Annotated in this window: 19 protein-coding genes; 13 read left to right on the top strand and 6 right to left on the bottom strand. The window is 40.2% G+C overall.

Annotated features, from left to right (window positions below; all coding sequences use genetic code 11):
* The first annotated feature begins 15 nt into the window (after nucleotides 1-15).
* The 9 genes from I8751_RS28295 to I8751_RS29980 all read left to right on the top strand — a co-directional run bounded on the left by I8751_RS28295 (nucleotide 16) and on the right by I8751_RS29980 (nucleotide 10,685).
* Entirely contained in the window at nucleotides 16-423 is a 408-nt protein-coding gene (locus I8751_RS28295) for a sugar ABC transporter permease (RefSeq protein WP_214442396.1), read from the top strand.
* Nucleotides 416-2,455 carry a caspase, EACC1-associated type gene (locus I8751_RS28290; RefSeq protein ID WP_214442395.1) on the top strand — a complete coding sequence of 680 codons (2,040 nt, stop codon included), beginning with the start codon at nucleotides 416-418 and terminating at the stop codon, nucleotides 2,453-2,455. The genes I8751_RS28295 and I8751_RS28290 overlap by 8 nt, the downstream gene beginning before the upstream one ends.
* A gap of 7 nt (nucleotides 2,456-2,462) precedes the next feature.
* Entirely contained in the window at nucleotides 2,463-2,816 is a 354-nt protein-coding gene (gene avd / locus I8751_RS28285; protein ID WP_214442394.1) for a diversity-generating retroelement protein Avd, read from the top strand.
* Between the two features lie 155 nt (nucleotides 2,817-2,971).
* A complete protein-coding gene (locus I8751_RS28280; protein WP_214442453.1) occupies nucleotides 2,972-4,045 on the top strand; it encodes an RNA-directed DNA polymerase in 1,074 nt (357 codons plus the stop codon).
* A 48-nt stretch (nucleotides 4,046-4,093) separates the two neighbouring features.
* Complete coding sequence (locus I8751_RS28275; protein WP_214442452.1) at nucleotides 4,094-4,294, top strand: SUMF1/EgtB/PvdO family nonheme iron enzyme; 201 nt, start codon at nucleotides 4,094-4,096, stop codon at nucleotides 4,292-4,294.
* Nucleotides 4,295-4,581: 287 nt separating this feature from the next.
* The gene (locus I8751_RS28270; RefSeq protein WP_214442393.1) at nucleotides 4,582-6,156 is read left to right on the top strand and encodes an efflux RND transporter periplasmic adaptor subunit; all 1,575 of its coding nucleotides are present in this window, start codon (nucleotides 4,582-4,584) and stop codon (nucleotides 6,154-6,156) included.
* A gap of 21 nt (nucleotides 6,157-6,177) precedes the next feature.
* The gene (locus I8751_RS28265; RefSeq protein ID WP_214442392.1) at nucleotides 6,178-9,303 is read left to right on the top strand and encodes an efflux RND transporter permease subunit; all 3,126 of its coding nucleotides are present in this window, start codon (nucleotides 6,178-6,180) and stop codon (nucleotides 9,301-9,303) included.
* Between the two features lie 58 nt (nucleotides 9,304-9,361).
* Nucleotides 9,362-9,826, top strand: a complete 465-nt coding sequence (locus tag I8751_RS28260; RefSeq protein ID WP_214442391.1) for a hypothetical protein — start codon at nucleotides 9,362-9,364, stop codon at nucleotides 9,824-9,826.
* A gap of 679 nt (nucleotides 9,827-10,505) precedes the next feature.
* A complete protein-coding gene (locus I8751_RS29980) occupies nucleotides 10,506-10,685 on the top strand; it encodes a replication restart DNA helicase PriA (protein WP_225894473.1) in 180 nt (59 codons plus the stop codon).
* Between the two features lie 19 nt (nucleotides 10,686-10,704).
* Here I8751_RS29980 and rlmN read toward each other — a convergent pair whose 3' ends face one another.
* From rlmN to I8751_RS28245, 3 genes are all read right to left on the bottom strand, one after another.
* The gene (gene rlmN, locus I8751_RS28255; protein WP_214442390.1) at nucleotides 10,705-11,778 is read right to left on the bottom strand and encodes a 23S rRNA (adenine(2503)-C(2))-methyltransferase RlmN; all 1,074 of its coding nucleotides are present in this window, start codon (nucleotides 11,776-11,778) and stop codon (nucleotides 10,705-10,707) included.
* 307 nt (nucleotides 11,779-12,085) lie between these two features.
* Nucleotides 12,086-17,710, bottom strand: a complete 5,625-nt coding sequence (locus I8751_RS28250) for a trifunctional serine/threonine-protein kinase/ATP-binding protein/sensor histidine kinase (protein ID WP_214442389.1) — start codon at nucleotides 17,708-17,710, stop codon at nucleotides 12,086-12,088.
* Between the two features lie 639 nt (nucleotides 17,711-18,349).
* Nucleotides 18,350-18,958 carry a response regulator gene (locus I8751_RS28245; RefSeq protein WP_214442388.1) on the bottom strand — a complete coding sequence of 203 codons (609 nt, stop codon included), beginning with the start codon at nucleotides 18,956-18,958 and terminating at the stop codon, nucleotides 18,350-18,352.
* 259 nt (nucleotides 18,959-19,217) lie between these two features.
* Between I8751_RS28245 and lipA the strand changes: the two genes are divergently transcribed.
* Both lipA and psaX read left to right on the top strand, forming a co-directional pair.
* Nucleotides 19,218-20,123, top strand: a complete 906-nt coding sequence (gene lipA / locus I8751_RS28240) for a lipoyl synthase (RefSeq protein ID WP_214442387.1) — start codon at nucleotides 19,218-19,220, stop codon at nucleotides 20,121-20,123.
* Nucleotides 20,124-20,344: 221 nt separating this feature from the next.
* Nucleotides 20,345-20,482, top strand: a complete 138-nt coding sequence (gene psaX / locus I8751_RS28235) for a photosystem I protein PsaX (RefSeq protein WP_214442386.1) — start codon at nucleotides 20,345-20,347, stop codon at nucleotides 20,480-20,482.
* A 22-nt stretch (nucleotides 20,483-20,504) separates the two neighbouring features.
* On the opposite strand, the gene I8751_RS28230 is transcribed toward psaX, so the two are convergent.
* Nucleotides 20,505-21,371, bottom strand: coding sequence for a branched-chain amino acid ABC transporter permease (locus I8751_RS28230; RefSeq protein ID WP_214442385.1), 867 nt, complete (start codon nucleotides 21,369-21,371; stop codon nucleotides 20,505-20,507).
* Between the two features lie 194 nt (nucleotides 21,372-21,565).
* Here I8751_RS28230 and hrmK point away from each other — a divergent pair, with 194 nt between their 5' ends.
* Complete coding sequence (gene hrmK, locus I8751_RS28225) at nucleotides 21,566-23,368, top strand: hybrid histidine kinase/response regulator HrmK (protein ID WP_214442384.1); 1,803 nt, start codon at nucleotides 21,566-21,568, stop codon at nucleotides 23,366-23,368.
* Between the two features lie 56 nt (nucleotides 23,369-23,424).
* Here hrmK and I8751_RS28220 read toward each other — a convergent pair whose 3' ends face one another.
* The gene (locus I8751_RS28220) at nucleotides 23,425-23,649 is read right to left on the bottom strand and encodes a DUF433 domain-containing protein (protein ID WP_214442383.1); all 225 of its coding nucleotides are present in this window, start codon (nucleotides 23,647-23,649) and stop codon (nucleotides 23,425-23,427) included.
* Between the two features lie 199 nt (nucleotides 23,650-23,848).
* Here I8751_RS28220 and larE point away from each other — a divergent pair, with 199 nt between their 5' ends.
* Complete coding sequence (gene larE / locus I8751_RS28215) at nucleotides 23,849-24,676, top strand: ATP-dependent sacrificial sulfur transferase LarE (RefSeq protein ID WP_214442382.1); 828 nt, start codon at nucleotides 23,849-23,851, stop codon at nucleotides 24,674-24,676.
* Nucleotides 24,677-24,688: 12 nt separating this feature from the next.
* Here the strand turns inward: larE and I8751_RS28210 are convergent, their stop codons facing one another.
* Nucleotides 24,689-25,051, bottom strand: coding sequence for a DUF4864 domain-containing protein (locus I8751_RS28210; protein WP_214442381.1), 363 nt, complete (start codon nucleotides 25,049-25,051; stop codon nucleotides 24,689-24,691).
* Nucleotides 25,052-25,068 lie beyond the last annotated feature (17 nt).

Here is a 25,068-nt window from a genome sequence, read left to right as displayed (position 1 = left end):
CTGAGATGCTTCATAATGGCAACCACATCTAATGTTGAGGTAACTATTTCCCTGATTGAACTGGGTTTAGACGAAGATGAGTTGCAAACAGAAGTGCAGAATTTGCTTCCACAAATTAAAGACGTGGATGGAGTAGAAGATGCAAATTTAGTGGCAGTTACAGAAGCCCCCCAAGGCGCAAAGGCTTTCGGGGGTTTTTCGTTGGGGACATTAAAAGCTGTAGTCAATCCAGCCCTCATCAAACCTTTGTTTGGGTTTTTGGGCAGAGTGTTGGGCAACAAAACAATTAAAGTGGGAATCAAAGTAACAGACGGCAGAGAATTAAACCTAGAAGCCAGTAGTCGAGAGGATTTGGAATTTGCTAGGCAGCTAGCAGAGGATTTTGTGAACAAGACAAATATACAAAACAGTAACAATGGCTAAGTTTGCACTGCTGATAGGGGTTAGTGAGTATGACTATCAGGATGAAGATTTAAAACCACTATCGGCTGCTGTCAAAGATGTCGAGGCGATGAAGCGAGTGTTGGTGAACCCAGAAATGGGTGGCTTTGCTGCATCAGATATTACTGTGCTGAAAAATCCTCAACCGCAAGCTGTGAGAGAAGCTATTTTTCACCTTTTCTCCAATCGCCAAAAAGATGACTTACTGCTGTTTTATTTTTCTGGTCATGGGATTAAAAACGAAAAAGGCAACCTCTATTTGTCAACTCGTGAAACTAAAAAACAAAATGGCCTGCTAGTAACGCCCTCCGCAGTACCAGCTAGTATTTTACATGAAAATATCAATGATAGCCGTTCTCTACAACAAGTGATTATTCTAGACTGTTGTTTTAGTGGGGCAATTACCCAAGGTATGACAGTTAAGAGTGATGGTAGTGTAAATGTAAAAGAGCAACTAGGTGGTAAAGGCAGAGCAATTCTCACTTCTTCCACTTCAGCCCAATATTCCTTTGAGCAAGAAGGCTCAGAACTCTCCATTTACACCCGCTATTTAGTTGAAGGTATTGAAACAGGCGCAGCCGATAAAGATACTGATGGCTGGATTTCCATTGATGAACTGCATGAGTATGCCAGTACGAAGGTGCAAGAAGCATCGCCGGCTATGACTCCTAAATTCTATCCAGTTGAAGAAGGTCATAAGATTCTGCTGGCAAAGTCGCCCAAGGATGACCCCAAACTGAAGTATCGCAAAGAAGTGGAAAAGCGCTTCCAAAATGGCAAATTTAGCCCTACCGCCCGTCGCCTGTTAAATTCATTGCGCCTCAAATTAAAACTGACTCCTGAAGTTGCGGATGCTATTGAAGCCGAAGTTCAACAACCGTACCAGGAGTATCAGCGGAAATTAAAAAATTATGAAGAAGCGCTGATTGAGGAAATTGAAGCTAGACCAATACTAAGTGAAACTACAATAAATGAACTCATAGATTATCAGCAACATTTAGGGCTGAGAGATGAAGATGTAGCGCTTATTGAAAAACAAATTATTGGTCAACAAAAACCGCCTGTACCCTCCGAACAAAATCCAGTTAATCAGTTTGATTTTGAGGTGGTAACTGTAAATGCTAAGGGAGAACCAATTAATCACAGTCGCAAACAAGCCGAGTTTTTTGTAGAAAATTTGGGCAATGGCGTACTTCTAGAAATGGTTGCAATTCCTGGTGGTCAATTTTTGATGGGTTCCCCAGAGAATGAGCCAGAAAGACTAGATTGGGAAAGTCCACAGCATACCGTCACAATTCAACCCTTTTTCATGGGTAAATATCCAGTTACACAAAGCCAATGGGCTGTTGTAGCGGCGATGAAAAAGGTAAATATTGATTTAAATTCCGACCCCTCGCGTTTCAAAGGTGCTAATCGACCTGTTGAACGAGTTTCTTGGGATGATGCAATTGAGTTTTGTGCCAGATTATCTAATCAGACTGGGAAAACCTATCGCTTGCCTAGTGAAGCAGAGTGGGAATATGCCTGTCGTGCCGGAACGACTACCCCATTTTATTTTGGTGAGACGATTACGACTGATTTAGCGAATTATGACGGAAATTATACTTATGGTGCTGGGTCAAAAGGTAAATATCGTCAGCAAACAACAGATGTGGGAAAATTTCCACCAAATCCCTTTGGTTTATTTGATATGCATGGTAATATATGGGAATGGTGTCAGGATGCTTGGCACGAAAATTATAATAGAGCGCCAACAGACGGCAGCCCTTGGATGAGTGATAATGATAATCGGCTGCTGCGCGGTGGTTCGTGGTTCAACAATCCGAGGTACTGTCGCTCGGCCGATCGCTACTGGGGCGCGCGCGTGGCCTTAGGGACGACTTCGTGGGTTTTCGGGTTGTGGTTGCTGCGCCCCTCAAGACTTAGTATCCCTTTACACTTTTGCACTCTTCGCTTTCTTCTTTTCCCTTCTTTATTTCTCTCGCGCTCTGCGCGATCAAATTTTTTTAACTAAATCTTAAATGAGCGATTTACCAATCATACAGAAAACCTACGATTTAATCAAGTGGTATGTACCAATTTTAAATCGTCTGCCTAGAGATCAAAAATTCTTGCTAGGAAATCGCATAATTACAGAATTATATGACCTATTAGATGGTTTGATTGTAGCACGGTATGCAAAGCAAAAATTAACTCAGTTAGAAGCCTTAAATAGCAAATTAGATATTTTACGTTATCAAACTCGGTTCCTTTTAGAGTTTAATTTAATTAAAACAGAGCGTTATGAATATGCACAAAAATTGTTAAATGATATTGGCATAGATTTAGGCGGCTGGATTAAACAGCAAAAAATTAAACCCATTACTTCCAATTAAAAAATATTCAGTAGGCGTAGTAGGCGTAGGCTGGGTTGAGGCTTTGCGAAACCCAACAAAACCAGGGATTATTGGTGTTTGGTTTACCCTGCGGGAAGCCGCTACGCGTCTACGTTCCTCAACCAGACCTACAAATTTTTTATGTAATTAAAATTATGAAACGATATGGAAATCTTTGGCATGAAATTATTGCATTTAGTAATTTACTAAAAGCCTCTCAGCAAGCACAACGGGGTAAGCGTTTTCGAGAAAATGTTTTAAAATTCAACTACAGTTTAGAACAAGAATTATTTCACCTACAAGCAGAATTACAGTCAAAAGCATATCTTCCAGGAGATTACACCACATTTCAAATTTTTGAACCCAAGCCGCGAATGATTTCCGCGGCTCCCTATCGTGACAGAGTTGTACATCATGCTCTTTGCAACGTAATTGTTCCCATCTTTGAACGCACATTTATCAGTGATTCCTACGCTAACCGTATTGGATTTGGTTCTCATCGAGCCTTACGTCGCTTTACTAAATTCGCCCGTTCGAGCCGCTATGTTTTGCAAGCTGATATTCAAAAATATTTTCCTAGCATCGACCATGAGATTTTAAAGTCATTTGTGTATAGTAAAATTAAATGCCCTGATACACTCTGGCTAATTAACACCCTTGTTGATAGCAGTAATCCCCAAGAACCAGTAATTAATTACTTTCCTGGTGATGATTTACTCATGCCTTTAGAGAGACGGCATGGCTTACCAATTGGTAATTTAACCAGTCAATTTTTTGCCAATGTATATCTCAACGGCTTTGACCATTTTGTGAAAGAACAAATTAAGGCTGCTAAATATATTCGTTATGTTGATGATTTTGCTTTATTCTCAGATGATAAAGCTTTTTTACAAAATGCCAGAGTTGAAATAGAAAATTATCTTGCTGGTCTAAGGGTCAAAATACATCCGGTAAAAAGCCAGTTATTTGAAACAAAATATGGGGCTAACTTTGTCGGGTTTCGCATTTTGCCAGACCGAATTAGAGTCCGCAACGATAGTCTGCGTCAGGGAAGGCAAAGATTGCGGCAGATGTTCTGTGACTATCATGCAGGCGAAATTGGATATCAAGAAATATCCGAGTCAACGCAGAGTTGGGTTGCCCATTTAAAACATGGTAATACATGGCATTTACGCCAGCAAATATTTAGAGCAATAAATCCCTCACTACAAACCTTTCGAGGTTCATAACATAAACTACTGCCGTGTTAATATCAGCTTTGGGGTAGGCATTTCCGGCTGCTGCGCGGTGGTTCGTGGAACAACAATCCGAGGAACTGTCGCTCGGCCAATCGCAACAGGAACGCGCGTGACAATAGGAACAACAACGTGGGTTTTCGGGTTGTGGTTGCTGCGCCCCTCAGCACTCTTCTGCTGTCAGAACTGATAGATGGGAATTTATCAGGCGTACCAAAGAGGAGTCCAGACCTACTCCAGTGAGGTTGGTAACAATCTCCGAATATAAAACCGGGTCGGATAGCTTGGTAAGCTGCGAGGCCGAACAGTTGTCCGATTCATCTTAATACTACTCTTTCTAAGATACAAGGTTGGGTTGAAGAACAAAACCCAAAATTTTCATATCAATTCTCAATTTCATGTCAATTTCATTTTGAGATGAAAGACTGGGTATAAGGTGCAGAAAAATCCCCCTAAACAAAGCTAGCTTTGTTTATCAAAAATTACGATCGCAATTCCTTTGCACCCATACCCCAGGATTTCTCATAACGATGCCCAACTCTCTGCGTTTCCAACCAATTCTAACCATGCGTTGTGTTTCTGGTACATTTGTCAGCTTACTATTATTAGCAAATCCCATAGTAGTTTTAGCCCACGCCGGACACGGAGATGAATTTCACCAAGAAACTGAAACCACCCCAGCAACTAGCTCTATTCAAGTTGACGCTGAAACTGCCCAACGCCTGGGAATTAAAGTTGAGCCAGTTAAAAGCCAGCGTTTAGCTGTGGGTATAAAAACCACAGGACAAATTGAAACTCTACCTAGTAAACAAGTAGAAGTAACAACACCAATTGCAGGTGCAAAGGTGGTTGAGTTATTAGTAGAACCTGGTGCATTAGTTAAACAAGGTCAACCGGTGGCTGTGGTATCTAGTCCCGATTTGGTAGAACTACGGGTTAACTCCCAAGAAAAACTGGCTCAAGGACAGGCTGATTTACAACAAGCCTTAGCTGATTTAAAGTTAGCGCAACAAAACCGCGATCGCTATCAACAAATTACCACAGCAGAGATCGCCCAAGCCGAAAGTCAAGTGGCATTTTCCCAAGAAAAGTATGATAAAGATCAACAATTAGTTGCTCAAGGTGCTTTACCACGGCGTAATGCTCTCGAATCTCAAACTCAACTAGCACAAGCTAAAGCTGAACTTACCAAAGCCAATAGCCGCCGAGAGGTTATTGAAGCTGAAAATCAAGTTAAACGCGCTCAGGCATCTGTTGACGTAGCAAAATCTCGAATTACTCTCAGTAACAGCACGTATAAAACTCGGCTGCAACAACTAGGAATCCGTGGCAATGCTAAAGGATTGGTGACAGTAACATCTCCCATTTCTGGGAAGGTTGCAGATAGAGAAGTTACCCTTGGTCAAACCTTTGAGGATGCAGGTGGTAAACTGATGACGATTGTCAATGACAATCAGGTTTTCGCCACAGCGAATATATATGAAAAAGATTTAAACAAAATTAAAACAGGACAACAAGTTAGGGTTAAAGTTGCTTCTGTGCCGAATCGCACTTTTACGGGACGAATTGCGGTAATTAATTCTGTAGTAACAGGTGAGACGCAGGTTGTACCTGTGAAAGCCGAAATCAATAACCCCGGTGGCGTACTAAAACCAGGAATGTTTGCAGACTTGGAAGTTTTGACAAACCAAACCTCCTCAGCTATCTTGGCGATTAAGAGTGCGGCTGTAGTAGAAGCTAATAATAAAAAAGTTGTCTACATCCAAAACGGCAATGCTTATCAACCAGTTGAAGTTACATTAGGTCAAACCTCTGGAGACATGGTTGAGGTAAAAACTGGTTTATTTGAGGGAGATATGATTGTCATCCAACGCGCACCGCAACTTTACGCCCAATCTCTGCGAGGTGGGGGGAAAGTAGGGGAGAAAGAAGTAACTGCTAATTCTTCACTTCCTTGGTGGGTTGGGCTTGGGGGAGGAAGTGTATTAGGCATTGTAGGCTTTATCGGCGGTACTTACTGGGCTAGTCGCCGTACTCAATCCTGCCTAAAACCAGAAACACCAATAATCAATAGCAACTCCCAATCCTCAGCCCCCCCTCAATAAACTTTTACGTTTAAATCAAATATGCTCAATGCCATCCTCAAGTGGTCAATTATTCAACGCTGGATAGTCGTGCTACTCGCAATAGTAGTCACAATTTGGGGTACATATAACCTCACCCAAATGCCCTTAGATGTCTTCCCTGACTTCGCCCCGCCCCAAGTTGAAATTCAAACCGAAGCCCCAGGACTAGCACCAGAAGAAGTTGAAACACTAATTACCTTACCAATTGAAAGCGCCGTTAATGGTACACCAGGAGTAGAAACGGTACGTTCTTCCTCTGCTGTCAGCATTTCCGTTGTCAAAGTCATCTTTAAATGGGGGACTGATGTTTATCAAGCCCGTCAACTAGTAACAGAACGATTACAGCAGGTACAGCAAAAATTACCAGAGGGCGTGGAAAATCCTCAAATTTCGCCCATATCTTCGCCCATTGGCACAGTTTTACAGTACGCCTTCACTGCTGAAACAACACCACTGATGGAAGTGCGGCGTTTAATTGACCGGGATGTTACCAATAGATTGCTAGCTGTACCGGGGATTTCCCAAGTAATTGCTTATGGTGGTGATATTCGTCAGTATCAGATATTGGTGAATCCAGCGAAATTAAAAGCTTTTAATGTTACCTTAGGTGAAGTCACAGCTGCGGCTAGAGGAGCTAACGTCAATGCTGCGGGTGGTTTTTTAGTCAATCCAGACCAAGAGTTAATTATTCGTGGCTTAGGGCGCATCGAGTCAATTGAGCAACTGGGTAAATCTGCAATAACGGCACGGAACGGAACCCCTGTACTGTTGCAAGATGTGGCAGATGTCCGCATTGGAGCCGACTTAAAACGTGGCGATGGCAGTTTGGATGGTCAACCAGCAATTGTGGTGATGGTTAACAAGCAACCACAAAATGATACTCCCACAGTTACTAAAGTAGTTGAAAAGGCTATAGAAGAAATTAAAGCTGGCTTGCCCAAAGATGTCAAAGTCACAGAAACTTTCCGCCAAGAAAGCTTTATCGAGGCCGCGATTGAAAACGTTACTAGTTCTCTGCGCGATGGCATTATCATCGTTTCCATCATCTTGTTGATGTTTTTGATGAACTGGCGCACCGCGATTATTACTCTCAGCGCCATTCCCTTATCAGTCCTGATTGGCATGATGATTCTGGGCTTGTTCGGCCAAGGTATCAACACGATGACATTGGGAGGATTAGCTGTTGCCATTGGTTCAGTCGTGGATGACTCAATTGTAGATATGGAAAACTGTTACCGGGGTCTACGCAAGAACCAAGTAGCAAGCAATCCGGTACATCCCTTTAAAGTTGTTTATGATACTTCTATAGAAGTTAGAGTCAGTGTTATTTTTTCAACAATAATTATTGGCGTTGTCTTTGCACCAATTTTCACCCTTACAGGTGTGGAAGGTCGGATATTTGCGCCAATGGGTGTTGCTTATTTAGTATCAATTTTTGCTTCTACCTTAGTGGCAATGACTTTATCTCCGGCACTTTGTGCGATTTTGCTAGCAAATCGACAACTACCAGCCGATGATACCTGGATAAGTACTTTATCACAACGAATTTATCGACCTCTGGTCAATTTTTCCATCCGTTTCCCGACAATTATTTTAGTAGTGGCGGGTGCATCCTTAGTAGCTTCCTTAGTAATTTTACCGAGTTTGGGAAGGGTATTTTTGCCAGAGTTTCAAGAACCATCCTTAGTAAACACAGTTTTGCTTTATCCAGGGAGTTCTCTGGAGGCGACAAACCAAGTCGGATTTGCGTTGGAAGATGCGCTTAAAGACGACAAGCGATTTAAGACAGTGCAATTACGAGCCGGACGTGCGGCTGGTGATGCGGATGCAGGAGGAGTGAATTTGGGACATTTAGATGTGGAATTGAGTGCAGAAGGATTAAAAGATCGGCAAGGGAGTATTGAAAAGCTGCGGCAGGAGTTTGCTAAGATACCTGGAGTTGCTTCTAATATTGGCGGATTTATTTCGCATCGCATGGATGAGGTATTATCAGGAGTAAGAAGTGCGATCGCAGTTAAAATTTTCGGCCCTGATTTAGCAGAGTTGCGCCACATTGGCTCTGAAGTTCAGACTGCAATGACAGGTATTTCAGGAATTGTGGACTTACAACTCGAACCCCAAGTCCCCATTAAACAGGTGCAAATTCAGTTTAACCGGGAAGCCGCAGCGCGTTATGGCTTAACTGTAGGTCAACTCACTGAAATGCTAGAAACTGCACTCAATGGGCGAGTTGTCTCTCAAGTACTCGAAGGGCAACAATTATTTGACCTTGTAGTTTGGTTGCAATCAGAATCTCGCAACAACTTAGATGTAATCCGCAATTTACTAGTAGATACCCCCACAGAGCAAAAAATTCCTTTAGCGCAGCTCGCCAGCATTGATTATGGAACTGGCCCCAACACAATTAACCGGGAAAATGTCTCACGCTTAATTGTCGTTTCTGCTAATGTCTCAGGTCGAGATTTGGGTTCTGCGGTGGAAGAAATTCAAACTAAAGTCAGTCAAGCAATCCAATTACCCACAGGCTACTTTATTCAATACGGCGGTCAGTTTGAATCAGAGCAACGAGCTACGCAAAATCTACTGGTATTTGGAGGACTGGCAATTGTCGTCATCGCAGTTTTAATGTACTTCGCAGTTAAATCTGTTACTGCCATGTTGATGATTATGATTAACCTACCTCTCGCCTTAGTAGGGGGTATATTTTCCATTGCTTTGGGAGGTGGGATTATATCTGTCGCTTCCTTGGTAGGATTCATTACCCTATTTGGTGTAGCAACGCGCAATGGACTGTTGTTAGTAGACAACTACAACAACAAGTTGGCACAGGGAATGCCTTTAAAACAAGTTATTGTTGAAGGTTCAATGGAGCGATTAGTTGCCATTTTGATGACGGCTCTAACTTCAGCTTTAGGCATGATCCCCTTAGTAATTGGTACAGGTGCAGGGAAAGAAATCTTGCAACCACTTGCCATAGTAGTGTTAGGTGGGTTGTTTACTTCTACAGCTTTAACATTATTGGTATTACCCGCATTGTATGCAATGTTCGGGAAATTATTGATGCCTAAACAAACTCTATCAGATGGAGAGCATAGCACCACTATTGGAGCAGCTTTTGACTGGTAATAAACTCTAAGAATTACAACTTTTGACTCAATTATCAATAATTTTCAGGAGTAAACTCATGAAATCAATCAAATCTAGTTTGATTATTCTTGCAAGTGCAGGACTACTTTTATTGGGAGCTTGTAGTAACAGTAATCAAGCAGCTAATACTAGCCCAAATACTCAACCCTCAGCTTCACCTACTCCTAAAGCAGAGGGGCAACATGGCAAATCTCATGGAGGTCAAATTGTAGAGACAGGAGCTTACCATTTAGAATTTGTCCCAGTTCAAGAGACTAATGGTACTCATCTAGATTTCTATCTACAAAGAGGAGACAATCACGAGGCAATACCTAATGCCAAAGTTACGGCTCAAATTCAGTTACCTGATGGAACAAAAAAGACAGTTCCTTTTACTTATGATGTAAAAGGTAAACATTACGCAGCTTTATTACAAGAAAAAATCAATGGTCAGTATCAGGTGAAAGTTAATGCAGATATTCAAGGTAAAAAAGTAGATGGGCGTTTTAATTTCAATCGATAAATTTGGTTAGTTAGAAAATATCGAATGTTTGCCTTCTATATTTAATACCAATTTAAAAAAATGCGACAGATGGGTAAGGGCACAACAATGTTGTGCCCTTACGAATAATTTATATCATGTCCGCCTAATTAGTGATAACTACCCCATCTGTGCAAAAATTGGAAAATCCTCTTTTCCCCTGCCCCCTGCGGTCTTTGTCATAAGTCTTTCACCGAACACGATATAACCTAGATTCCGCGTCATAGAGGAGTTGGGGATAGGTGTATCTAACTCACGTGATGTTGCCACCCAAACATTAACTAAATCTTAAGACAGAGGTTTTGTGTCTTAAGATACAGTAATTTCTAAGCTTTAATTTTTGAATACAAGAATAGCTTATTTTTTAATTGTCTGAAATGACTATAAATAAGTCTCTCTCAAGGCATTAGTAATAGGGATCACTCCATCTCTAAGCAGCAGTTTATCAGAAAAATAATTTATGTATCTAAAGCAGGATGGTAAAATCACTTAAATTTTAAGATAATGGTGACAGAAATCAAAATTTTTTCAAATCTAAAGTCTTGTTTAAAATAATCAACTGATATCGTGGCAATTTGTTAAGTTAGGTCAACCCAAAATATTAACTGGCTTAATTGACAGTTTTTCAAACAAAAATAGTTACACAACCAGGGATAAAAAAATGCATACAGTACAAAAAATTCACTGCCCAAACTGTGGCAGTGAAGCAGAGCGCCACTATATTTATGAGAGTCAAATCACTCGGACACAATGCCCGACTTGTGACTACTTAATGATCAGTTGTACTCGTACCGGTAAAGTTATTGAAGCTTATGCCCCAGGCATCCTTGCAAAAAGGTAAAGGTAAGATATTTATAAAATTAGAAATTATTATTTCCTTTACTTGCACGTAGTTGTCCACACGCAGCATCAGCTTCTAACCCACGAGAATAGCGAACGCTAACAGCAATTTGTTGTTGTTTGAGGACTTGAACAAAAGCTTGAATGCGATCGCGATTAGGGCGTTTATAGTCAACTTCTGTGATGGGGTTGTAGGGAATCAAATTCACATGACTTTGGAATCCTCGCAGACATTTTGCCAGTTGCAATGCGTGTTCTGGCAAATCGTTCACCCCAGCAAGCAGGACGTATTCAAAAGTCACACGTCGCCCAGTAATTTCTACATATTCCCGACATTCAGCAAGTAAATCTTCTAGAGGATAAGAACGGGCGCTAGGGATAAGTTGTTCCCGCAGTGCTTGGTTAGGTGCGTGGAGACTAACAGCAAGAGTAATTTGTAAATTGTGCTGAGCAAATTCACGGATGCGATCGCGAATCCCAACTGTAGAAACAGTCAGCGATCGCTGTCCTATACCAACATCTTGATTTAAAGCTTTCAGAGATGCTAAAACATTTTCGGTGTTTAGTAGTGGTTCACCCATACCCATAAACACCACATTGCTCACGCGTTGTTGAAAATCTTCTTGCACAGTTAAGACTTGATCAACAATTTCATACCTTTTAAGGTTACGTTTGTAACCCCCTTTACCTGTGGCGCAGAAATCACACGCCATTGGACAACCCACTTGAGTAGAAACGCATACTGTTAAGCGCTTGTCTGTGGGAATACCAACGGTTTCAATGATTTGACCATCTGCAAGTCGCAGAAGATATTTGACAGTAGCATCGGGAGCGACAGCACGATGATGTATGGTTGAACGCCCGATAGTTACTTCTGCTGCTTCCGCCCGCCATTGTTTAGGAAAAACAGAAATATCAGCAAGCGATCGCACTCCCTTTTGATAAATCCACTCATGTAGTTGTTTTCCTCTATAAGCGGGTTGTCCCTGATGCTGTACCCATGCAGTTAATTCAGCAAGGGAAGCACCTAGTAAGGGAGGAATTTCGTGTAATTTAACTGAATCAACCTGAGAAATAAGAGGCGTAACAGACATAAGGAATCAAGAAATCAAAAGTTAATGCTGAATCTCTATCCTATAACTTCTTACCCAAAATTAGGGTTGAGAGAGTAGCTTGCTGTTTAAATATAGCGGTTTTTACATGGATGGAATAGACCACTCCAGCCCCTAATACCATTTCATTAAAAATATGATGCAGGTATAGGTTGGGTTGAGGGACGAAACCCAATACCTCAAAGTCTTGTTATTGTTGGGTTTCACTCCGTTCAACCCAACCTACTCATATGTTTCATTTTTTTCGTGAATTGGTATAACCCCTAGCCTCTAACCCCTAGCCCCTTTTTTATTGCATCGGTATCTCAATTAAAAACTCAGTTCCCTGACCTACTTCAGAAACACAGGTTAAATGTCCCTTATGTCTATCAACGATAATTTGATAACTAATTGATAATCCCAACCCAGTGCCACTACCTACTGGTTTTGTAGTAAAAAATGGGTCAAATATTTTTTGCCGCACTGTTTCTTTCATCCCAGAGCCATTATCAGCAATCCGAATTCTGACAATATTGCGATTTACTAATTCAGTGCAAATGCGAATCTGTGGTTTGTCAGTTGTGTTTGTATTGACCACAAACTCTTCTAAAGCATCAATCCCATTGTTGAGGATATTCATAAATACTTGATTGAGTTGACTAGCATAACAACTAACTTCTGGTAGTTTTCCGTATTCTTTGATAATTTCGATTTCAGAGGAATTTATATCGGTACTAGTTTTTTTAATTCGGTGCTGTAAAATCATCAAAGTGTTGTCAATACCTTCATGAATATCTACTGGTTTCATTTCAGATTCATCCAGGCGGGAAAAATTGCGTAAACTCAAAACAATATTGCGAATCCGCGAACTTCCAATCTTCATAGAATTGAGAATTTTTGGTAAGTCTTGGGCTAAAAACTCTACATCAATTTCCTCAGCTTTATCCTCAATTAAAACTGAGGGCTGGGGATATTCCTGCTGATAGACAGCAATCAAATCCAGTAAATCTTGCACATAATCACTAGCATGAGCAATATTCCCATGAATGAAGTTAATGGGATTATTAATTTCATGGGCAATTCCTGCTACCATTTGCCCCAAAGAAGACATTTTTTCACTTTGAATTAATTGCGATTGAGTGTGTTGTAATTCCTGGAGAGTTTTTTGTAAATTATGATTTTTGTCGTTAATTTCTGCCGTTCTGACTATTACTCTTTCTTCTAACAAATGGTTATATTCTTCCAAGCGTTCATTAGCTTGCGCCAGATTTTTGTAGAGCATGGCATTCTCTAGAGATATTGCTGCTTGGGTAGTTAAGAGTTTGAGAACTTCTAGGCGATCGCGTGTAAATGCTCCCGTGGTCAAATTATTTTCTAGGTAAAGAATCCCAAGTAATTTATTTTGATTAATCATCGGGATACATAATAAGCTCTTCGGTTCTTCACGGGTAATGTAGAGATCTACCGCAAAAGAAGGTTGAGCTTTGATATCATCAATAACTAATATTTCTTTGGTACGTTTGACATAGTTAATCAAAGTAATAGGAACATCATAACTGGACTCTAAAGGAATTGCTGGAAACTCTGTATAGGTAGGTGTAAAAGTTGAATTAGAACTAACTGCGGTAATAGTTAAATCCAAGTTATTAGCATCACTCAAAATCAAGACACACTTAGATGCTCCGGCATTTTCCATTAAAACTTCTATTAAGGTAGAAAGCAGTTCCTCTAGCTCAATTTCCCCAGAGACTGCTTGAGAAGCTTTAATCACAGCCGCCAAATCTAGCATGTCTGAAATGCTAGTGTTAGAACCAATCACAGTTTCGTTCGTACTCAGGCTAGATTCGGTGCTAGATATAGATAAGGAAGTACTAAGTTGAGGTGTACTGTGTTCACTAGTTTGCAAGCTTAGTTTTTCTTGCTGAATAACAGGTGCAAGTAATCGGGGATAGCATTTTTGCAAGTCGTTCACTTTGGCTAAAGCTCCCCAGCGAACGTAAGCATAATAGGCATCAATTAGGTAGGTTTGGGCAATCTTGATTTTGCCCCATACTAAATAAAATTTAGCCGCTAATTCATTAGCAAGAGCTTCTTCATGAAGATATTCGTTTTCTTTAGCTAAGGAAATAGCAAGATCATAATAATTCATTGCTTCGAGATATTGACCTAAAACCCGACACCTTTCAGCCTCTACTAAATAAAATTTATATAAATGATTTATGGGCATATAATCAGCCCATTTGCGTATCTTGTTTTGATTAGCTACCACTTTAGTTAAGATTTGTGCTTGTTGAGATAACTCAACATCAAGATATGTAGCTAGCAATGCCAAAGAATTGTAGAAATAAAATTGTGGAACCACAAACTGCCCAGATCCACTGGGTAGATACTGTTCTGCCTTCGCAGCATTTTCTACCGCTTGAGGATAATCGGCAAATAAATAACACAAATGCAGCTTACATAAATAAAAATATAAAAGCGCAATTCCATCATTAGCTGCCAACTGAACTGGCAAGCTATGTTTTTCATCATAAGCTTCACCAATCAAATGGCAAGGATTATGACTAGCGCCCATGAGATTCAATACTGTCTGTCGATAAATCTCAATCCAATAAAAAACTCCGTTTTGTTTGACCTGGTTACTAGCAGCACTGTAGTTTGCCATTTCCCGTTCAAGTTCTGTCAGTTCCTTACCGCTAAAATACGAAATGTAGCAGTATGCATTCAAAGAATAGGCAGCAAATTCTAAGTCTCCTGTTTCTAGGGCAACGGAATAAGCTTCTAAAAGAGGCTTAAGAGTTTCCTTAATAGATTCCTTCCAATGTCTGACATGGGCATTAAATGTCTGAATGACTTTAGCTTTAATTTCTCTGACATTAAACTGTGACAATAAGTTTACAGCTAATTTTCCAAACTGATAGCCAACTTCAATGTCATCTAAAGGCCCACAAAGCATTAGTCCGTAAACAACGTATGTATAAGCTGACAAGGGAGAATTTCCATGTTTGAGCGACAAATTGATCTGTTTCAAACAAATCAGTGGCATCATCTCAGGCATAGCTTGATAGGCAAAAGCAGTCGCACTAGATAAAATACGCATCACTGCTAATGGTTCTGCTGTCGTCATTTCTGGTAAATCAATTAAGTCTTCAATGCTTTTATTCGCAAGATTTGCAGTGGTTAGCTCCATTTCTTTTTGAATATCTATCTGGCTCGGATATTCAGGGAACTCCACTCCTAATAACTTTAAGAAACTTAGTCCAGCCTTAACACCTTCTAATGCTTTGTTCTGTGCCCCGTATGCCTGAATAATTACTTCATATACTTTTACCTTCTCCAGTTGTGTTTTAGCTTTTACTAATACAATTTCTACCAATTTCTGCATTTGCTTGAAGTCGCCACTGAGATACGCCGCCTCGGTTGCAGTTTCATACAAAGCCAAGGTTAACTCATATTTACTATCCCAACTATCATTTGCCAGCAGTTCAATTCCAGTATTTAAATACTTAACCGCAGCTGAATAAGCTGTTGATGCTAGCGCTTTATTTCCAGCAGTCAAATTCATCACAGCCAGTTCATTACGCTTAACCTGACGAGTGATGAATTCCACTGCAATATTGAATTGATTGACTAAATCAAAAATCTTTTCTTCCCGTTCTCCAACCGGAGTATTGCTTAATAGAAGTAGCCCAATTTTTAAGTGAATCTGCTTTTTTTTGTCTTCCGATATTAGAGAATAAGCAGCTTGTTGTACCCGATCATGGACAAATTTGTACCGTGGTAAATGATGGTTACTAGTTGATGATTCTGCTAATTTTTTATCATTAAAAATTAATTGTTGTATATCATCTTCTGGTAAAAAGTTGTAAACATCAGCTTGAGGTAAAACTAACCCATCTAGTAAAGCTATCCACAAATCTGATGCTGTATCTACTACAGACTTTTCATGAATGATCGCAATCGTTTTCAAATCGAATTCATTACCAATACAAGCAGCTAGCCTTAAAACTTTTTGAGTGTTCTTCGGCAATTTTTCTATTTGAATTGCCATGAACTCTACTACATCATCTGTAAGAGATAATACCTTAATTTTTTCAATATCATACTTCCAATGACCAGCTTCAAAATTTAATGTTACGAGTCCATCATCATGTAAAGATTTTAAAAATTGAGTTGCAAAAAAAGGATTACCTTTAGTTTTAGCAAATACCATTTGTGTCAGAGGAACAGCAGTTACCTCCCGACAATGAAGCGTATCAGCAATTAAATGATTTAAATCAATCTGGCTTAATGGTAAAAGGTTGATTGTATTAAGGTTAACCCCCATTTTAGCAATATCTTTAAGTGTTAAATATAATGGATGGGCATTGGAAACTTCATTATCCCTATAAGCTCCAATTAACAGTAAATTACCCTGAATTTGAGTGACTTTATCTTTTTTATTAACAAGATAAGAAGATGTATTTTCACTCATTAATAGCTGGATAAGTTTTAAAGAAGCTGTATCTGCCCATTGTAAGTCATCTAGAAAAATCACCAAAGGATGTTCTTCGCTAGTAAAAACCTGAATAAATCTCTGGAACAATAAATTGAAACGATTTTGAGCAGCATTACCAGAAAGTTCTGTAACTGAGGGTTGGTCGCCAATAATTTTTTCAAGTTCGGGAATTACATCAGTAATTACATGGGCTTGTGTGCCCAATACCGATAAAATTTTAGTTTTCCATTGTTGAATTTGAGCATCACTTTCTGAAAGTATTTGTCCAATTAAACCCCGAAAAGCTTGTACGAATCCTGAAAAAGGGATATCACGTTGAAATTGGTCAAATTTACCTTTAAGAAAGTAACTACGCTGTCGCACAATAGGCTTATGAACTTCATTAACTACAGCAGTTTTGCCAATCCCAGAGAAACCCGCAACCAATATCATTTCTGTTTTACCGCTAGTCACACGTTCAAAAGTAGCGAGTAAGGTTTCAACTTCATGCTGGCGACCATAAAGTTTTTCAGGGATGACAAAACGGTTGGAGATGTCACGAACTCCTAAATCAAAGTTTGCAATAGTTCCAGTCTCTTGCCACTGATTTTGACATACTTCTAAGTCATACCTGAGACCATGAGCGCTCTGATAACGATCTTCAGCATTCTTTGCCATCAATTTGCTGACGATATCAGACAAAATCGGAGGAATATGAGAGTTAATACGATTTGCTCTAGGCGCTTCCTTAGCAATGTGAGAGTAAACTAACTCCATCGGTTCAGTAGTACTGAAGGGCAACTGTCCAGTAAGGAGTTCAAAGAAGGTAACACCCAAAGAATAAAAGTCGGTGCGGTAGTCGATGCCTCGGTTCATGCGTCCCGTTTGTTCGGGAGAAATATAAGCTAAAGTACCTTCTAAAACGTTGGGATTTGTGAGAACTTGAATTTCTTTTGGTAAGAGAGTTGCAAGACTAAAATCGATGAGCCTGATATCATTTGTCACAGGATGAATTAGAATATTAGCGGGTTTGATGTCTTTGTGAATGATGCGATGGCGATGCAGTCCTTCCAAGGTAGAGGAAATTTCAATAGCAATGTGAAAAAACTCGCTTAAGGAAACAGGATATACCCCTCTTTCTTGCTCTCCTCGTCGCCAATGTTTTAAGGATATACCACCAAAATCTTCCATCACTAAAACATAGCCGTTACGGTGGTTCTCTAAGCTATGGGGTTTGACTATACCAGCTATGTCAAGGTTTTTGGTGATAGTGTACTGATTACGAAACTGAGCAATTTCAACGAAGGTAGGATATTCATTCCGCATCAGTTTGAGGATGACTGATTGCTGATCTTTTTCTCTGACCCCACGATAAACGAGGGTTTTGCTTCCTGAATATATTTGTTCAGTAATTTGATAGCCCAGTATAGGATAAACAGTATCTAGTACTACTGACATTGCTGCAAATACTCATAGTTTTATTTCTATAGTTAAGTATTCCCATCTCTAAGCAGTCGCTATCATTAGAAATTCCAAAGTTTCTCTTGAATTTATTTAGTTTATTAATTTAAAATAGATTTTTTTAAATAAAAGTAAGTGTGTTAATTTTTTAATTAATAGATATATCTTTATCCCCATGAATTCAATTTGGTAACTTGCTCTATAATATTTATCAAAATAATAAAAAATCCTGCCATAATTTACTAGAACGTAAATTTCGGCAGGACTAATAAAATGTATGTGGGTTGCTTTGAATGACACAGTAGTTTATGCTACCTACTTATGTTTATCAGCCTGAAAACCCAAATATTTTTATTTTAAGTACGCTTGAGCGACCATAGCAAAAATACTTATTTTTGCCATAGTCGCTCAAATAAATATTTGTCTGCTTTAAAGTGCGATCGCATCTATTAAATCTCTACATAGTTATGAAAAGTAAGGAAAGTCTTACTTTCAAATTAGAGTCATATATTTGTGCTACTCGTTTTTGTCTGTTTTGAAGTTCTTGGAAATAACTATTTCTATACACCCTTGCTCAAATAACCGTTTTCGGAATTACGAGATTAAAGGTGACAAAAATAATAGTAAGCACTGATGCTACTTAATTTTCTGTTTAATAAAGGTGACAACTTGAGTTAGCTGTTTCTTCAAGCCATCGATTTCTGCTTGCATTTTGACAATTTTCTCATTCAGCGCATCAATTTCTGCGGAAGAACCTGTCACAGCGCTAGAGGTTGGTATAGTGCCATTTGAAGCACCATTTGTAATACTCACAGTCGTTGTTGAGCCATTTGTGGCGGCAACAGCTGCTACTGGTTCTTGGCGCGGTTGTTTAGCCTTTGTCATTGCTGACTTAATCGCACCAATTAATTGCTTCTGGTCAAAAGGCTTGCCAAGAAAATCAAAATATTGAAAAGGTTCTGGGATTTTTTCCGTCACCTCTTCTTTGCGACCAGACATAATCACCAAAGGAATCTTTCTCAACTCAGGATGAGCTTGAACTTGCTGGAAAACTTCCCAGCCACTCATTTTAGGTAACAGAAAATCCAACATAATCAAGCTGAGTTTTTCCTGACGGATGAGATTTAGCCCTTCTAGACCGTCTTTTGCTTCTAACACCTCGAAGTTACCTGGAGGCAACATTTCTCTGACTTTTACCCTGACAACTGTAGTGTCATCGATAACTAAAATTTTGTTACTTGCCACAACTGATTGCTCTAACAGAAAATTTAAGTGTAAATAGCGGCTTTACCGCTTGATCTTGAGAATGCTCCCACTATATCCAACATTCTTATTGATTGGGGAATAGTATATTTCGGTATAAATGTCATTATGGAAAGTATTTGACAAAACTTCTGCTTGCGTAGTTATAAATTTGTGTCATGGTGATATTTAAGGCTGGAACCTGGCTCTCAGGTATAGGAAACTCGCCCCACAGCACCTTTGGATCTTGCTTTAGATGTCTATGAACTCGTCACAATCAGCTCAACTCAGGTCGGAAATTACGGCAATGCCTGACTGGTTACGTCGCCCGATTGGCAAAGCTAGTGAGATATCCACAGTACAACGTATTATTAAGCAGCGCCAAATTCACACAATTTGCGAAGAAGGACGCTGCCCCAATCGAGGAGAATGCTACGCTCAAAAGACTGCAACTTTTTTACTAATGGGGCCGATTTGTACACGTTCCTGTGCTTTTTGCCAAGTAGATAAAGGTCATGCACCGATGCCTGTTGATCTAGAGGAACCCCAAAAAGTGGCAGAGGCAGTACAGCTTTTGGGATTACGTTATGTGGTGCTAACATCTGTCGCCCGTGATGATTTGCCAGATCAAGGCGCGGGTCAATTTGTAAAGACAATGGAGACTATCCGCCAGTTAAACCCGGAAACTCAAATTGAAGTGCTAACACCAGATTTTTGGGGCGGTACTGGTGCTGGGGAGGCAGGTCAACGCCAACGAATAGCTATGATTGTCCAAGCCAAGCCAGCTTGTTTTAATCACAATGTCGAGACGGTGCGACGGTTAACAGGCCCAGTGCGCCGAGGAGCTAAATACGATCGCTCGCTGCGGGTGCTTTCCCTAGTCAAAGAAATAAATCCGACCATTCCCACCAAATCGGGTTTGATGTTGGGACATGGAGAAACTATTGAAGAAGTTGTAGAAACCATGAAAGATTTAAGGGCAGTAGGATGCGATCGCCTGACCATTGGCCAATATATGCGCCCCTCCCTAGAGCATCTACCAGTTCAAAAATACTGGACACCAGAGGAATTTGATGCGCTTAGCAGCGTAGCATGGAAAATAGGATTCAGCCACGTCCGTTCTGGGCCTCTGGTTCGTAGTTCCTACCATGCAGGTGAAGAGGGATGAGGAGCAGGGGAAGACAAGAGGGCAAAAGGTTAAAGGGTAAAGGTTAAAGGATGAAGAAATAAACCCTTTCCCCCTTACCCCTTTCCCTTTACCCTTCTTCACCATGCCCAATGCCCAATTGCCCAATTTCCATTCAGCCACACAAATATTTTTAAAGAATCTGGCTAATTGGTACGTCTGTTTGGTATTTCTTAAAAAGTCATGACATTAGGAGAACGCTTATGACCGCTAAAAGCAAGAGTTCCGCAGTAGCCGACAGTGGAGCTAAACCTCCCTACGCCTTTCGTACAGGTTGGGCAATACTGCTGTTAGCTATCAACTTTTTGGTAGCAGCTTATTACTTCCACATCATCGAATAGTTTAGAAGTGGAATGGTGCTGCTCAAATCGTCCCTTTAAATAAACCTTTGGGACGAATGAGCAGCACCAAAATCATGATCAATAGTGCTACGCCCTGTTTGTACTGAGAACCCAACCAGAGGGTACTAACTTCTTGGACAATGCCAATAATAAAAGCTGCGATGATTGCTCCATAAGGATTACCAATACCGCCCAAAATTACGGAAGCGAACAAGGGTAAAATCAAAAACCACCCCATATTCGGGCGTACAGCTGTGATCAACCCGTACATACTGCCACCCAAGGAAGTGAATGTACCAGCTATTAACCAAGTCCAGAAGATAACTTGGTCTACGTTAATACCAGAGACTCTAGCTAGATCTAAATCGTCAGCAACTGCTCGCATTGCTTTACCGATTTTAGTATTTTGCAAAAGGTAGTGTAAGGCCAAAATCGCTAGCACTGCCAACCCTAATACCAACAATTGGTTTTGTGGCACTTTTACGCCCCAAAGATCCAAAGCAGAGGTAACAGGCACATTGTAGTTCTGATTCTTGCCGCCCCAGAGGAAGATGATACCATTGCGAAGGAATAAGGCCAGTCCAATGGAAATAATAATCAGCGTAGTGGAATTAGCACGGAGGTCGCGCATCCTTGACCACAGCAACTTTTCTGACAATAGCATCATCACCACTGTTCCTATTGCCGCCAGAACCATTGATAGCCAAATATTTAGCCCTACAGAATTTGCTAGCAGGGTTAGATAAGCTCCTAAAGTGAGGAAATCACCGTGGGCAAAGTTAGATAACCGTAATATTCCGTAAGTAAGAGTGAGTCCTACTGCTGCCAAAGCAATAATACTACCTACAGCAATCCCATTGACAATTAATTGAACGAGTTGTGTATCCATAATTTTAACTAGATAAGTTGCTCTCAATAAATTTTAAGTAAGTAATTTCACAGAACAATCCTGGTGGAAGTAAAAGTTACAATGGGCACTATAAGTTATTTTTCACAAACAACAAAAAATTGTGAGTTAATATACATAGAATCCTTGTTCACATTTTTGTGTGACACCAAATTTGTTCAGCGGTCTAGTTGACCATGCAGCAGTATTCAAGCTTACCAGAACAGAACTCACAGATAGATACAACGCCAACACCTTTAATAAAAATCCAGCAACTTCGCACTGAACTATGGCTGGAGCGCAGCCTCAACCAGTTGCAAAGTCGCCTTAATGATTACCTGCTTTGTGCTAGTAACACAGGTTTGCAGGCAAAAAAAGCCACAGAAGCGGAAATTTTCCAAATTGTGACGCAGGAACTCGACATTGCTTTGAATAATAGTAGAGTGGCGATCGCACTGTTTCAACCAGAGAAAACAGTTTCTAAAGTTTGCTGTGTTTCTCGTTCGCCATCTCCAGGTTTGCAATGTCCATTTGTAGAGGTAATACCCAAAAAAGCAAAACACCTACGCTTGAGATTGCAAGAGTTGATAAAACTCAAAGATTTGCAGCAACTGGAAAATCAACAACCACCCAGTGCTTGGCGTTTGACTGATAAGGCTGGCGGTATTATAGGCTGGATAATTATCGCCACCACATCTCCTAGTTCTGATTGCGAAGTTATTACAGCTTTAGAAACTCAACTGCGATCGCAATTAATCACAAAATCTGCCCAGTACTGTGTTAACGCACTAGCACAACTGAAGCAAATACAATATTGGCAACAACGATCTGAGCAACTAGACGAATTTAATCAAGAACTGGAGCGCACCAATCAACTTAAAAACCAGTTTTTGGCAAATACTAGTCATGAAATTCGCACACCGCTAAGTTCCATTATTGGTTTTACTCACCTACTCTTAGCCCAAGGTTACGAGCCAAGTAGAGAACGCCACCAAGAGTATTTAAATATAATTCAGTCTAGCGGCAAGCATCTGCTAGCACTAATCAACGATATTTTAGATCTCTCCAAAATCGAAGCCAACCAGCTGGAAGTACAATGGGAAATTGTAAATGTGCCAGATATTTGCCGCAACGTTTTGGCACTGGTAAAAGAAAAAGCCGCTAACAAGGGTTTAAAACTTTGCTTAGAACTAGATCCTGATATTACAACCGTGGTTGCTGACTCCTTACGCCTCAAGCAAATGCTGTTGAATTTACTATTTAATGCCCTTAAGTTTACCAGCACAGGCACTATTGGGTTACAAGTTATAAACAAAGGCCTAGTTATACATTTTATAGTTTGGGATACAGGTATTGGTATTTCTCAAGAAGACCAAGCACAACTATTTCAACCTTATTTCCAAATTAGCAACTCTGTAGCTAGTCGTGGTGAAGGTACTGGTTTAGGGTTAGTAGTGACTCGGAAACTTGCTGAAATTCATAGCGGTTCCGTGGAAGTAGAATCTGAAGTTAACCGCGGTTCACGTTTTACCATTATTCTTCCCCTTACACCTTTTAAAGAAGTTGGGGGAGTAGAGGAAGTAGAGAAAGTAGAAGAAGCAGAGAAAGTAGAAGAAGTAACTATTTCTTCTTTGGACGTTTTGCTGGTGGAAGATGATTTACCCAATGGTGAGTTGATGCAAAGTTATCTGAATCAATTGGGATATCAGGTCACTTGGGTAAATAACGCCGTCGAAATGTGGAAAGCTCTCACACAGATAAACCCAGCCGTGATTTTAATGGATGTAAAACTATTAGAGGAAAATGGACTTAATCTAGTGCAACAACTGCGAAAAAATCAGCAGTATTGCCAAATTCCAGTAATTGCTCAAACAGCAATGGCCATGAAAGGCGATCGCGAAACTTGTTTAGCTGCTGGAGTTAATGAGTATATTTCTAAACCTATTGACTTACCTCTTTTAGCCAGTTTGGTTGCAAAGTATAGTCAATCAACAAGATAAAAATCAAGTTTACTTGGTAATAATTCGATCAGAAAGGTTTTCGTCCAACAGCAGTTTCACACAGATACAACAAATAATTTTTTCTCACGATCAGCAGCAAAGGCGAGACAGGCTTTGATGTCTTCAGAGGTTAATTCAGAAAAATCTTCCAAAATTTCTGCTTCTGTCATACCACCTGCTAAATATTCTAAAACATCGTACACAGTAATTCGCATTCCTCGGATACAGGGTTTACCGCTACGTTTTCCAGGTTCAATTGTAATGATGTTGTGGTAATCCATAAAATTAGCAGTTGGTAGAAATATTTGCTTACATCAATAATATCCAGATGCTGGACTTCCCACTTACAGATGCGACACACCGCTAAAGTTGATTCGCAATGTGATGGGTAGCCTCTATGGTAAACTTTCTGTTCCAAAATAATGGCTAAGATAGATTTATTGGGTGCTAAGTAAGGGATTCTGCCAGGATTAAGAAATCATGTTAACAGAAAAATTTCAGCAACTAAAAGCTTTATTTGCAGAAATGGAGCAGGCTTTAATTGCCTACTCTGGGGGCGTTGATAGTACTTTGGTTGCCAAAATTGCTTATGATGTGCTGGGCGATCGCGCTTTGGCGATCACAGCGGTTTCTCCTTCGTTGTTACCCGAAGAGTTAGAAGATGCTAAAATTCAAGCCGCAACCATTGGGATTTTTCATAAAATTGTCCAGACTCACGAGATGGACAATCCCAATTACACTTCTAACCCTGTCAATCGCTGTTATTTTTGCAAAAGTGAATTGCACGACACTCTCAAACCTTTAGCTTGGGAGTTGGGTTATCCTTATGTGGTAGATGGGGTGAACGCCGATGACTTGCACGATTATCGGCCAGGAATTCAAGCAGCTAAAGAAAGAGGTGCGCGATCGCCTTTAGCAGAAGTTGGTGTCACCAAAGCAGAAGTTCGTCAACTTTCACAACAACTAGGATTATCTTGGTGGGATAAACCCGCCCAACCTTGTCTCAGTTCCCGCTTTCCCTATGGTGAAGAGATTACTGTAGCCAAGTTGCAACGAGTAGGGAGAGCAGAAATTTATCTGCGAAAGTTGGGTTGGCAGAATTTACGTGTGCGTTCTGAAGGCGATACAGCACGTATTGAATTACCGCCAGAACAAATTAAAGATTTTGCGCTGATGACTGATTTGCCAACAATAGTTTCGGCATTTCAGGGGTTGGGATTTATTTATGTAACTCTCGATTTAGAAGGTTATCGTAGCGGGAAGTTAAATCAGGTTTTAAATCAACAAGCCTTAAGCGTTAAATTGTAATTATGCCCTAAATTAAATAATTTCAGCTTCCACAGAAACAAGAAAGCAACCGTTAATCTTCCAGGTATCATCTGGCTGTTTTTCCATCAAATATAAAGCTCTCAGGGGAACCCCATGAGGGCTGAGTAGCAATACTGACTGAGTTATATTGCCTTGGATGGTTGTAATCTTTTCAAAGAATACAGAACGAGGACGATACACCGCTGGGTAGCTGATTCTAACCATCTGTATAAATTTTTCAGCAGTCAAAAATTGCTCCTGGATTCCGGGACTAGCAAAGGCAAAAGCACCTTGAGCATCGTCTTTTTGAAAGGCTGCTAATTGGTGTTCAATTACAAAACGTATGGCGACGGAATCGCTATCAGTAACTTTCATAAATTTAAACTGCGATC

The organism is Atlanticothrix silvestris CENA357 (assembly GCF_016056295.1).
GTDB lineage: Bacteria > Cyanobacteriota > Cyanobacteriia > Cyanobacteriales > Nostocaceae > Atlanticothrix > Atlanticothrix silvestris.
This window is presented reverse-complemented; position numbering and strand designations above follow the sequence as displayed.

Bases quoted from the DNA above. Each gene is read 5' to 3' on its own strand.
- larE (WP_214442382.1), top strand. From the start codon at position 23,849: ATGTTAACAGAAAAATTTCAGCAACTAAAAGCTTTATTTGCAGAAATG.
- rlmN (WP_214442390.1), bottom strand. From the start codon at position 11,778: ATGTCTGTTACGCCTCTTATTTCTCAGGTTGATTCAGTTAAATTACAC.
- avd (WP_214442394.1), top strand. From the start codon at position 2,463: ATGAGCGATTTACCAATCATACAGAAAACCTACGATTTAATCAAGTGG.
- I8751_RS28210 (WP_214442381.1), bottom strand. From the start codon at position 25,051: ATGAAAGTTACTGATAGCGATTCCGTCGCCATACGTTTTGTAATTGAA.
- I8751_RS28250 (WP_214442389.1), bottom strand. From the start codon at position 17,710: ATGTCAGTAGTACTAGATACTGTTTATCCTATACTGGGCTATCAAATT.
- I8751_RS28265 (WP_214442392.1), top strand. From the start codon at position 6,178: ATGCTCAATGCCATCCTCAAGTGGTCAATTATTCAACGCTGGATAGTC.
- I8751_RS28290 (WP_214442395.1), top strand. From the start codon at position 416: ATGGCTAAGTTTGCACTGCTGATAGGGGTTAGTGAGTATGACTATCAG.
- I8751_RS29980 (WP_225894473.1), top strand. From the start codon at position 10,506: ATGCATACAGTACAAAAAATTCACTGCCCAAACTGTGGCAGTGAAGCA.
- I8751_RS28230 (WP_214442385.1), bottom strand. From the start codon at position 21,371: ATGGATACACAACTCGTTCAATTAATTGTCAATGGGATTGCTGTAGGT.
- lipA (WP_214442387.1), top strand. From the start codon at position 19,218: ATGAACTCGTCACAATCAGCTCAACTCAGGTCGGAAATTACGGCAATG.
- I8751_RS28280 (WP_214442453.1), top strand. From the start codon at position 2,972: ATGAAACGATATGGAAATCTTTGGCATGAAATTATTGCATTTAGTAAT.
- hrmK (WP_214442384.1), top strand. From the start codon at position 21,566: ATGCAGCAGTATTCAAGCTTACCAGAACAGAACTCACAGATAGATACA.
- I8751_RS28260 (WP_214442391.1), top strand. From the start codon at position 9,362: ATGAAATCAATCAAATCTAGTTTGATTATTCTTGCAAGTGCAGGACTA.
- I8751_RS28295 (WP_214442396.1), top strand. From the start codon at position 16: ATGGCAACCACATCTAATGTTGAGGTAACTATTTCCCTGATTGAACTG.
- I8751_RS28270 (WP_214442393.1), top strand. From the start codon at position 4,582: ATGCCCAACTCTCTGCGTTTCCAACCAATTCTAACCATGCGTTGTGTT.
- psaX (WP_214442386.1), top strand. From the start codon at position 20,345: ATGACCGCTAAAAGCAAGAGTTCCGCAGTAGCCGACAGTGGAGCTAAA.
- I8751_RS28220 (WP_214442383.1), bottom strand. From the start codon at position 23,649: ATGGATTACCACAACATCATTACAATTGAACCTGGAAAACGTAGCGGT.